This is a genomic window from Streptomyces sp. NPDC005141, assembly GCF_053599975.1.
Map to the genome: position 1 here is coordinate 1 of NZ_JBSFYW010000122.1, position 8876 is coordinate 8876.

Annotated in this window: 8 protein-coding genes; 3 read left to right on the top strand and 5 right to left on the bottom strand. The window is 71.8% G+C overall.

Going from position 1 to position 8876, the window contains the following annotated elements:
• Window positions 1-162: 162 nt before the first annotated feature.
• From ACWD68_RS41025 to ACWD68_RS41045, 5 genes are all read right to left on the bottom strand, one after another.
• On the bottom strand, window positions 163-2868 hold the full coding sequence (locus tag ACWD68_RS41025) for an FAD/NAD(P)-binding protein (protein ID WP_451811572.1): 2706 nt from the start codon (window positions 2866-2868) through the stop codon (window positions 163-165).
• A gap of 27 nt (window positions 2869-2895) precedes the next feature.
• Window positions 2896-4230 carry a sulfate adenylyltransferase subunit 1 gene (locus ACWD68_RS41030; RefSeq protein WP_451811573.1) on the bottom strand — a complete coding sequence of 445 codons (1335 nt, stop codon included), beginning with the start codon at window positions 4228-4230 and terminating at the stop codon, window positions 2896-2898.
• Between the two features lie 2 nt (window positions 4231-4232).
• On the bottom strand, window positions 4233-5168 hold the full coding sequence (gene cysD / locus ACWD68_RS41035) for a sulfate adenylyltransferase subunit CysD (RefSeq protein WP_451811578.1): 936 nt from the start codon (window positions 5166-5168) through the stop codon (window positions 4233-4235).
• Window positions 5168-5728, bottom strand: coding sequence for an adenylyl-sulfate kinase (gene cysC, locus ACWD68_RS41040; RefSeq protein ID WP_451811579.1), 561 nt, complete (start codon window positions 5726-5728; stop codon window positions 5168-5170). The genes cysD and cysC overlap by 1 nt, the downstream gene beginning before the upstream one ends.
• 121 nt (window positions 5729-5849) lie before the next feature.
• Entirely contained in the window at window positions 5850-6626 is a 777-nt protein-coding gene (locus tag ACWD68_RS41045; RefSeq protein WP_451811574.1) for an alpha/beta fold hydrolase, read from the bottom strand.
• A gap of 266 nt (window positions 6627-6892) precedes the next feature.
• On the opposite strand from ACWD68_RS41045, the gene ACWD68_RS41050 reads away from it, so the two are divergent.
• From ACWD68_RS41050 to ACWD68_RS41060, 3 genes are read left to right on the top strand one after another with little or no spacing between them, the layout of a single operon-like run.
• Window positions 6893-7447 (top strand): hypothetical protein, encoded by a 555-nt coding sequence (locus ACWD68_RS41050; RefSeq protein WP_451811575.1) that lies wholly within the window; start codon window positions 6893-6895, stop codon window positions 7445-7447.
• Window positions 7341-8216: a hypothetical protein gene (locus tag ACWD68_RS41055; RefSeq protein ID WP_451811576.1), complete on the top strand. Its 876-nt coding sequence runs from the start codon at window positions 7341-7343 to the stop codon at window positions 8214-8216. Before ACWD68_RS41050 ends, ACWD68_RS41055 begins: the two co-directional genes overlap by 107 nt.
• Before the next feature lie 35 nt (window positions 8217-8251).
• The gene (locus ACWD68_RS41060; protein WP_451811577.1) at window positions 8252-8518 is read left to right on the top strand and encodes a hypothetical protein; all 267 of its coding nucleotides are present in this window, start codon (window positions 8252-8254) and stop codon (window positions 8516-8518) included.
• The last annotated feature ends 358 nt before the right edge of the window (window positions 8519-8876 follow it).

Here is an 8876-nt window from a genome sequence, read left to right on the forward strand (position 1 = left end):
AAGACAGCACACGCACCTCCACGCTTTGCTGTATCAAACCGGGCCGGTTTCAACCCGGATGGTGTTGATCGCGGAAGACCTGCCGGGTCGCTGACCCGCAGGCAGCGTGAGCCAGGAATCCCCCTGCTTTAGCTGGGGGAGGATTCAACGGGAAGCCTCAACTCACCGAGCCGACAGGGCTGTTGCCCGGCCGCGCGGCGCGGACGGACCGCCCAGCGCGTTCAGCCGCCGCCGGTCGAGCGGCGAGGGACGGCGGTCCAGCCGGGCCGCGAGCAGCCCGGCCGCCCGCTCGTACGCGCCACCCGAGATCAGGGCGTGCAGCAGGGTCTCCTCCACCACCTCGTGCTGGGCCCTGCTGGCCCCCACCCGGGCGACCAGCGGCAGCAACGGCCCCAGCCGCAGCACCGCTTGGGGCCAGTTCCGGCGGACCACCGCCGCCAGCGCATCGCACAACGGCACGATCACCAGCGCGAACACCTCCCGGCCGTCCGCCAGCGCGTGCGCCCGCAGCCGCCCCAGCCCCTCGAGATCGCCGGCCGCGGCCCAGGCCAGCGCGGCGTGCAGAGCGGCGAACCCCGTCGCGGGCGCCTCCAGCCAGTCCCGGGGAGCCGCCTCCAGCAGCTCCGCGAGCGGCAGCCGGCCGCTCCAGCTGCCCGTCATCCGCGCCCGCCACAGCAACGAGGCCGAGTCGACCAGCAGCCGCCCTCCGCTGACCCGCGAGGCGACCAGTTCCCGGTCGTAGCGGCGCAGCAGCGCCCCACGGTCCTCCAAGGTCAGTTCGTGCAGCGCGGCATGCCAGGACAGATGGGAGAGGTGACCCGCCCCGGCCCCGTGCCGGCCCATCCACTCCTCCAGCCAGGCCAGACCGGCACGGTGCTCACCGGTCTCGTAGAAGACATGCGCCCGGGCATGGACGGCATGACCGGCCGCGGGATGCGCGGCCAGCGCCCGCACGGCCAGCGCGTCGGCCTCCTGCCAGCGCTCCTGCTCCTGGCGGACGAAGGCCAGCTGCCCCAGATACCACCAGTCCTGCCCGTAGACGCCGGACAGTCCCTCGACCAGCGCCCAGGCCTCCTCGGCGCCGGTGACACCGTTGAAGGAGACGGTCGGCACCGCCGCGCTCACCGCCAGCGCGTCGCGCGGATGGGCGGCGATATGACCCAGCAGCGCCGCCTTGCCCTGCTCCTCGGTGCCGCGCAGCCGGGCGTCCACCGCCGCCACCAGGCTGCGCTCCCGCTCATCCGCCCGGCGGGACGCGGCCCGGTGGGCGGACGCGAGCGCCGCGGGCACGTCCACCGCGCCCCCGCACTCGTGGCCGAGCAGCGCCAGCGCCGCATGACCGACGGCGAACCCCGGGTCGACGCCGACCGCCTCACCCAGCAGCGCCGCCGCGCCGGTGCGGCCCGCCAGAATCCGTTCCAGCGCCTGCCCGTACAGCTGTGCCGCCTCGGCGCCCGTGCTCAGCCGCAGGCCGTAGCGGTCCCGCGGCCCGGACACCCGGCGGCCGGCGAGCGCCGCGAGCACCCGGTCGGCGACCTGCGCGGCCTGCGCGCGGATCTCCGGGATCGCCGTGCTCTCCAGCAGGTTCCCGCGCCGTGCGGCCCCGATCGTCCACAGCCGCAGCGCCGCACCGCCGTCCGCCGGCAGCAGCCGCCCGTCACCCGAGGTGTCGAACCCCAGGCCGGCGGGACCGGTGCGGGCGTAGCCGCGCTCCAGTACGCAGCGCACCAGCGGATCGCCCGTACGCCGCAGGTCCGTCTGCGCCCCGGTGCAGTTGACGACCGCGCCGACCCGCAGCGTCCGGCCGTCGCTCAGCCGCACCACCACCACACCGTCGTGCGGCACCGCGTAGACCACCTCCGCGGCGCCGGTGAGCAGCCGGCCCGAGGCCCGCAGTGCGCGGATCGTGGCCGCCGTCCGGGGGGCGATGCGGTGCCGGTGCACTTCCCAGGCCCGCAGATCCTCGGTGAGAAAGCGCGTCCGGTCGGCCGCCGACAACTGCTGCCACAGCCCTGCCGTGACCGCACGCAGCCCGTCCATGCCGGGCCGCCAGTCGCCGCAGGCACGCCGGGTCGCGGCCAGGTGCCGGCGCACGTCCCGGCGCAGCGCTTCCAGCCCGTGCGAGCCGTCCAGGCGCGGCGGCTCGGCGGGCGGGGCGGGGTCGGCCAGATGTTCCTGGGGGACCAGCCCGTGCCGGGACACCGCGTGCACCACCCGGTCCGGGCGGGCCAGCGTGAGGGCCACATCGGCCATGGTCAGACCCGTGCCGACCAGCAGTACGTCGCCCGCCCGGGCCAGGGCGTCCAGCGCGCCCGGCGCCCAGGGATCGGCGACGAAGTGCCTTGAGGCCCGCAGTTCGGTGCCGGCCCAGTCCTGGCCCGGGCGGAAATTGCCCAGCGCGAGCACGGCCGCGTCCACCCGCAGCTCGTCCCCGCCGGCGAGCCGCAGCGCCATCCCGGCCCCCTGCTCGCGTGCGGCGACGACCCTCTCGCGCACCCGGTGCAGGCGCCCGCGCCGGCATTCCCGGACACTCTGCTCGAGCACCCCGGCCAGATACCGCCCGTACTCCTGGCGGGGCACGAACTCCCCGGCGGCGGCGTGCGGGTTCCGGCCGGTGAGCCAGCGCAGGAAGTGCCCGGGATCGTCGGGAAAGGCGCTCATCTTGCCGGCCGGCACATTCAGCAGATGACGCGGATCAGCCGTTCCGTAGGCGACACCGGGGCCGGCCGCCTCGGCCGGGTCGACCAGCCATATCTCGACCGCCCGACCACCTCTCTCGGCCTGGCGCAGCAGCTGAACCACCGTCAGCGTTCCTGCCGCACCGGCTCCCACGACGGCGATGCGGCGCGAGGCGGAACTCCAGCTCATTTGATCTCACTCCTGATGCGTTCGGCTTCAGCGGGCATCGGACCCCGTCCGCTCTCGTCGCGGGCCCTCGTCGGCGCCCGCGCTCGCGAAGGCCTCGCCCGCCATGCCGGCGGTGAGGGTCGTGCCGTCGGCCGGGTCGATCAGCAGGAACGAGCCGGTGCGGCGGTTGGCGGTGTACCTGTCCAGAGCCAGCGGCTCGGCGGTGCGCAGCACCACATGGCCGATGTCGTTGACCTGCAAGGACGTCACGCCGCGGCGCTGCTGCAGCGTGTCGATGTCGATCCGGTACGAGATGTCCTTGACCACCGCGCGGACCGTGCGGGTGGTGTGCTTGAGCAGCACCCTGGCGCCGGTGCGCAGCTCACGCTCGCTGAGGTGGCAGACGTACGCCCCGACGTCCCGGGTGAGCCGCGGGCCCCGGCCCCGGGCCGCGATCAGGTCACCGCGCGAGACGTCGAGGTCGTCGGCGAGGCGGACGGTCACCGACTGGGGCGCCCAGGCGATCTCCCGTTCCTCGCCGAGCACGTCGATGGCCGCGATGGTGCTGGTGCGCCCGGACGCCAGCACCGTCACCCGGTCCCCGACCCGCAGCACGCCGGACGCCAGCTGGCCCGCGTAGCCGCGGTAGTCGTGATGCTCGCCGCGCTGGGGGCGGATCACGTACTGGACCGGGAAGCGTGCCGGCTCCCGGCTCGGGTCGCTGCCGACCGGGACGCTCTCCAGGTGCTCCAGCAGGGTCGGTCCGCCGTACCAGGCCATCCGGGCGGAGGGCCGGACCACGTTGTCCCCGGCCAGCGCGGAGACCGGGATCACCACCACGTGCTCGATGCCCAGGCCGGCCGCGTAGGAGGTGAACTCCGCGGCGATGGCGGCGAAGACGGACTCCTCGTACGCGACGAGGTCCATCTTGTTGACGGCCAGCACCACATGCGGGACGCGCAGCAGCGCGGCGACGGCCGCATGGCGGCGGGTCTGCTCCACCACGCCGTTGCGGGCGTCGACCAGGACGACGGCGAGCTCGGCGGTGGAGGCGCCGGTGACCATGTTGCGGGTGTACTGCACATGCCCGGGGGTGTCGGCGAGGACGAACCGCCGCCGGGCGGTGGCGAAGTAGCGGTAGGCGACGTCGATGGTGATGCCCTGCTCGCGCTCGGCGCGCAGGCCGTCGGTCAGCAGCGCCAGATCGGGCGCGTCCTGCCCGCGGCTCGCCGAGACGCGCTCGACGGCCGCCAGCTGGTCGGCGAGCACCGACTTGGAGTCGTGCAGCAGCCGGCCCACCAGCGTGGACTTGCCGTCGTCGACGGATCCGGCGGTGGCGAACCGCAGCAGCGAGGTGGCGGCGGTACGGGAAGCGGTGGTCATGGCTAGAAGTACCCCTCGCGCTTGCGGTCCTCCATGGCGGCCTCGGACAGCCGGTCGTCGGCGCGGGTCGCACCCCGCTCGGTCACCGTGCTGGCGGCGATCTCGGCGATGATGTCCGCGTTGGTCGCGGCATCGGAGTCGACGGCGCCGGTGCAGGACATGTCGCCGACCGTGCGGTAGCGCACCAGCCGCCACTGGGACTGTTCGTGCTCCCCGGGGCCGCCCCAGTCGCCGGCGGCCAGCCACATGCCGCCCCGGCTGAACACCTGGCGCTTGTGGGCGTAGTAGATCTCCGGCAGGGCGATGTCCTCGCGCTCGATGTACTGCCACACGTCCAGCTCGGTCCAGTTGGACAGCGGGAAGACCCGCACATGCTCGCCCGGAGCGTGCCGGCCGTTGTACAGCGACCACAGCTCGGGGCGCTGGCGCCGCGGATCCCAGGCACCGAACTCGTCGCGCACCGAGAAGACGCGCTCCTTGGCGCGGGCCTTCTCCTCGTCCCGGCGGCCCCCGCCGAACACCGCGTCGAAGCGGTGCGAGTCGATGGCGTCCAGCAGCGGCACCGTCTGCAGCGGGTTGCGGGTGCCGTCCGCACGCTCACGCAGCCGGCCGTCGTCGATGAAGTCCTGCACACGGGCGACATGCAGCCGCAGACCGTGCGCCGCGACCACGCGGTCGCGGTGCTCGATGACCTCGGGAAAATTGTGCCCGGTGTCGACATGCAGCAGCACGAAGGGAACCGGCGCCGGCCAGAACGCCTTCAGCGCCAGGTGCAGCATGACGATGGAGTCCTTACCGCCGGAGAACAGGATCACCGGCCGCTCGAACTCACCGGCCACCTCCCGAAGGACATGCACCGCCTCCGCCTCCAGCACGTCCAGATGCGACAGTGCGAAGGCGTCCTTCTCCACCTCGACCACAGGCTGGTTCGCGGGCATCATGCAAGACCCCTCTCGGCCAGGAAGGCATGCAGCTCGGCGGCGGACTCGGCCACCGACCGGTGCCGTGTCTGAATACGCAACTCCGGGTGCACCGGCGCCTCGTACGGGTCGTCCACGCCGGTCAGCCCCGAGATCTCACCCGCGGCCTGCCGCGCGTACAGGCCCTTCACATCCCGCTCGCAGCACAGCTCGACGGGCGTGGCGACATGGACCTCCAGGAACCGTGTGCCACCGGCGGCATGCTGCTGCCGTACGGCGCCACGCGAGGCGGCGTACGGCGCGATGACCGGCGCCAGCACCAGCACCCCGTGAGAGGCCAGCTTCTGCGCCACGAACCCGATCCGCGTCACATTCGTGTGCCGGTCCTCCCGGCCGAACCCCAGCCCCCGGGACAAATGGGCGCGGACCTCGTCACCGTCGAGCACCTCGACCCTGCGCCCGGCGGCACGCAGGCGTCCGGCCAGCGCACGGGCCAGGGTGGTCTTGCCCGCGCTGGGCAGCCCGGTCAGCCACACCGTGGCACCGCGCTCACCAGGGCCGTGCGCGGACAGGGCCACCGCGGTGACCTCGGCGGCCGGGGCGTCAGCTGTAGTCACCGATGTTCTCCCGAAAGTGAGATGGGAACACGAACGACGAACGGGTCGAACGACGAACGGGTCGAAGCCGGATGCGGGCCCCTCAGGAGGTGGCGAACTCGGCCAGGGTGCGGCCCAGCACGTCCATGTCGATCCGGTGCCAGGAACCGGGCAGTTCGAGCCCCCGGCCCTCGGGCAGCGCCGCCGCGGTCGCCTGCGCCGCGGCCCGCAGCCAGTCGCTGGTGTGGTCGCTGTTGAGGACCAGGGCCGGCGTCCGGTACCCGGCCAGCCGCTCGGCCGGGACGCGGTGGTCGCCGCAGATCTCGGTGTCGTAGACGAGGGTGTGGGCGTTCGCCTCGTTCACCGCCCAGATCGGGCCCCGGCGCCACTCCGCGACATTGTCGGGCGTCAGTCCCAGGAAGCTGCCGAGGAAGTACTCCACGGCCTCCTCGCGCCGGTCCTCCTCCAGGAGCACCCGCAGCGTCTTGGTGATGTTCCACGGCGGCCGGGGAAATCCCCCGACACGGAAGAACGGCTCATGCAGCGCCAGCCTCGTGATCGGCACGCCGCCCAGGGCCGCCTCGATCGCCAGGTTGGCGCCCGTGGACCCGGCGAACACCACGGCCGAGCCGCCGGCTTCCTCGATCACCGCCTCCAGGTCCTCGACCTCCCGCTGGACGGCGTACGCGGGGGAGTCGCCGCTCTCGCCGCGCCCGCGCCGGTCGTAGACGTAGGTGGTGCAGTGCGGCGCCAGCTCGGGAACGAGCGCGTCGAAGATCGTGTGATCGCGGAAAGCGCCGTTGAGCAGCACGATCGGCGGGCCCTCACCCGTCTTCTCGTAAGCGATCGTGGTGCCGTCCCGGGAAACGACTTTGCGCATCACGCACTCCTCACGCCGAACGGAGGTGCTCTCACCTCACCGCATGCCGGAAATTTTCGAGTGGCGTGGTGGACCACCGGTCGAGGACCGGTCGCGGGATCCATGAACTCCCGGACAGCCGGACGCCCAAAACGCTGGTGCGCAGGGCGCAGGCCCGGCCGTGGCCGGCGGGCCAGCGCTGCGACGTGAGGGTTGCAGCCTCCACGCTCAGTCAGCAGGGGCCTATGTGTTTGACGCAATGATTGCGAGCATTGCATCGTTCGGTGATGCTCTTCCCTACGCCGGATCTCACCGAGACGGATCGCCAGGTCCTCGACCAGATCGACCAGATGCGCGAGACGCTGAGGCACAGCGTGCGGACCTCGTCGACGAAGCGGACGGCCGGCCTGCGGAAGTTCCTGACCGCGGATGCCGTGGCTGCCTCGAATTCCATTGAGGGCTTCAAGGTGGCAACCGTCGACGTCGAGGACCTCATGGAAGGTGAGAGCGAGGTCGACATCTCGGAGGAGAACCGGGAGGAGACCCTTGCCTACCAGCGGATGATGACGTACATCCAAACCCTCCACGACGCCGAGGACTTCTCCTACAGCAAGGGCCTGCTGCGGACCGTGCGCGCGAGCTGCCGCGGCGGTCAGCGGCCCGTCCGGGTGAGCCGGTCCTTGCGGCCAGGTGCGCCTTCGCTGGGTCCGGCTGTGTGGTCGGCACAGTGCCAGTATGTTGATCACCCATCTTGCCCTTGTCTCTCTCACCGAGAACACGCAGATCAGCCCCTCGCGGTTGAACCGGGTGTCCGCCGCGCTGCAGAAGCAGGCCACCCGTGACTTCGGGCCCATCTGGCAGGTCAATGCGACCGTGGACGCCTTCGACACCCTGGAGGACGTGCCCGTCGGCTACTGGCCGATGATCGTGGTCGACGACGTTCCCGACGCCGCCGGGTTCCACGTGGACGAGAACGGCCAGCCGTTCTCCCTGATTGAGTTCAGCGACAGCTGGTCGCTGACCGCGAGCCACGAGATGCTCGAAATGCTCGCCGACCCGATGGGGAATCGCCTGGTGGCGGGCAAGTCCCCGAACCCTGACCAGGGTGTGGTCGAATTCCTCGTCGAGGTCGCCGATCCCTCGGAAGCCGCCGAATTCGGCTACACCGTCAACGGCCTGCTCGTGTCCGACTTCTTCACCCCGCGCTTCTACGACCCCGTCCCCGTCGACGGCGTCCGCTACAGCTTCGGCGGACACATCACACAACCGCGCCAGATCCTGCGCGGCGGTTACATCAGCTGGCGTGATCCGGTCTCCGACGAGTGGTGGCAGCAGACCTGGTTCTCCGGCGACCGGCCGAAATTCCGCAAGCTCGGACGTCTCACCGGCGCGTCGATCCGCGCGGCCGTCGACGCCAGAACCAAAACGGTCAGTCGCATCGCCGACACCGCTCCGGAATCCGAGCGCTTCGCCGCCGCCCGCGAGCTCACCGCGCGAGCCAAGGACTCCACGCGGGCCCGCGCTGAGGCGTGGCGACGTCAGATCGACCGGCTCAAGAGCGGGGACCCGCTGGCCGATGCCTGGGAGGGCGGCGAGGAGGACAATGGCTGACAGAGCCTTCCGCCAGTCGACCCGGGGAGGTCGCGATGGATGCCAAGGACAAGGGCAACGACACGGCTAGGGACCAGACCCAGGCCATGGCCCGGGACGAGAACACGGAAACAGCCCGGGAGCAGCAGCGGAAGTCCGAGGCCGATGAGCTGCGACGGCGTATGGCCGCGCTCGCGCAGCAGCCGCCCAGGAGCCTCAAAGAGGCTGTGCACCGCGCCGCGCGCAAGCGTACGGCGGAGGACGCCGACGAAGACCCCGGAGCCGGGGTGGCCGACGGCCCTCCGGCTCGCGACGACCCATAAGGCACCCCCTAGCATCATCCGGTTCGACCTGGCCTGCCTGTGCTCCCGCCTGAAAGGCGAACGAAGCAGCTGGCAACGCTCGACCGAAGCAACTGCCTCGGGGCCCGGCGCTGGACCGCACGGATCCCGGCTTCGTCAGTCCCGCCCGCCGCTGTACGAGCCGGGAGCCCCGGAGCCCTGCTAGGTCAAGGCGGCTCGGTTGAATCCTCCCCCAGCTAAAGCAGGGGGATTCCTGGCTCACGCTGCCTGCGGGTCAGCGACCCGGCAGGTCTTCCGCGATCAACACCGACCGGGTTGCAACCAGCCCGGTCTGACACAGCAAAGCGTGGAGGTGCAGGTGCTGTCTTGGCTCTCGATC